This window comes from Rhodococcus sp. Chr-9 (assembly GCF_000801125.1).
Classification (GTDB): Bacteria; Actinomycetota; Actinomycetes; order Mycobacteriales; family Mycobacteriaceae; genus Rhodococcus; species Rhodococcus pyridinivorans.
In genome coordinates, this window is the sequence record NZ_JTIZ01000065.1 from 1 (window position 1) to 1,221 (window position 1,221).

Annotated in this window: 1 protein-coding gene; it reads right to left on the bottom strand. The window is 59.1% G+C overall.

Annotated features, from left to right (window positions below):
• Positions 1-314: 314 nt before the first annotated feature.
• Entirely contained in the window at positions 315-1,082 is a 768-nt protein-coding gene (locus tag QR64_RS07365) for a hypothetical protein (protein ID WP_230811237.1), read from the bottom strand.
• Between the last annotated feature and the right edge of the window lie 139 nt (positions 1,083-1,221).

Here is a 1,221-nt window from a genome sequence, read left to right on the forward strand (position 1 = left end):
TCGCACCCAGCCGGCGCCAGTACCACTGCTAACTGCGAAGAGCCGGGTATGTGACATCGATTCCTGCGTAGTAGGCGATAATCTTCGATTCCTGTGCTGCGCGAATCAGCCTGCCGCGTTCATCGAACAGGTCGACGTCGGGTTCTGCGGACCACACGAACGTGGTATTTCGGACCTGTCCGGGTGGTTCGTACTCGGCGGTGATGATGGTCTGGGGCGCAACCGGTGCCGGCGCTCGATCGGGTGTGCAGCTTGCAAGGAGGGATGATCCGACAAGGAATGCTATTGCAGCGCAGATAATTCGGTTCATGTGCTCACCAGCCCGGGTAGGCGGGCAGGGTTTCGGGTGGGGTGGGGGAGATGATGGTTTCGGAACTTCTGTAGGGCGGCAAGCTGGGTTCGATGCTGCGACCCCATGCTTCGCATCGATACATCGTTTCGCCCAAGTCGCCCCCGAAGTCGATTCTGAGTCCCGTATCGGTGAACAGATCTTCCGTAGGAGCGGACCATTGGTGCTCGGTGGTGGGGAGAGAAGTCAGGTACTGATCGCTTGGTGTCGGTGGTTCCGGGTCGTGCCTGTGGAGTTGCCCTTCGAGCCGATGTTCCTCGGTGTCACGGGTGAACTCGACAAATTCCTCCTGCCCGGAAAATTGGTTGATGCGATAGTCGCCGTCTCGGACCCTGATGCCCACCTTCGACCATTGGGTGCACACGGTTGCTTTGAACCCAGCCGCCGTATCGAGCACCTGGAGGATGTGCGCCCGAAATGTTCCGACGAGGGACGTTTCCAGCGCAGTTGGGACTTTGCGTGCGTAGGAAGGGACGAGTGCTCCGGCGAACCCGGGATAGGTGGTATCGAGTCCGCCGTAGTGGGCGATGATCATGGATTCGTACGCGGCTCGGGTGAGGATGCTGCGTTGATCCGCAAGGTCGATTCCCGGTTCTGCGGACCACACGAAGGTGGAGTTTCGGACCTGTCCGGGTGGCTGATAGATCGTCGGCGTGGCGGGAGGCCGGCTGGTCTCGACCGGTGTGATCTCGTTGGTTGTACATGCCGTTGCAGCGATTGCAAGAGCACTCATTACCGCTACGAATAGCCTCGGCGGATAATTCATTGCGGACCTTTCGATAACGTGTATTCGTGAAGATGACGACGAAGATACAGCCACGAAATCAGGCTCTTCGCACTTGGTAGGGGCGGGTGTCGATCGACCCCGTTGC

Coding starts and splice junctions, on each gene's coding strand:
- QR64_RS07365 (WP_230811237.1), bottom strand. CDS start 1,082: ATGAGTGCTCTTGCAATCGCTGCAACGGCATGTACAACCAACGAGATC.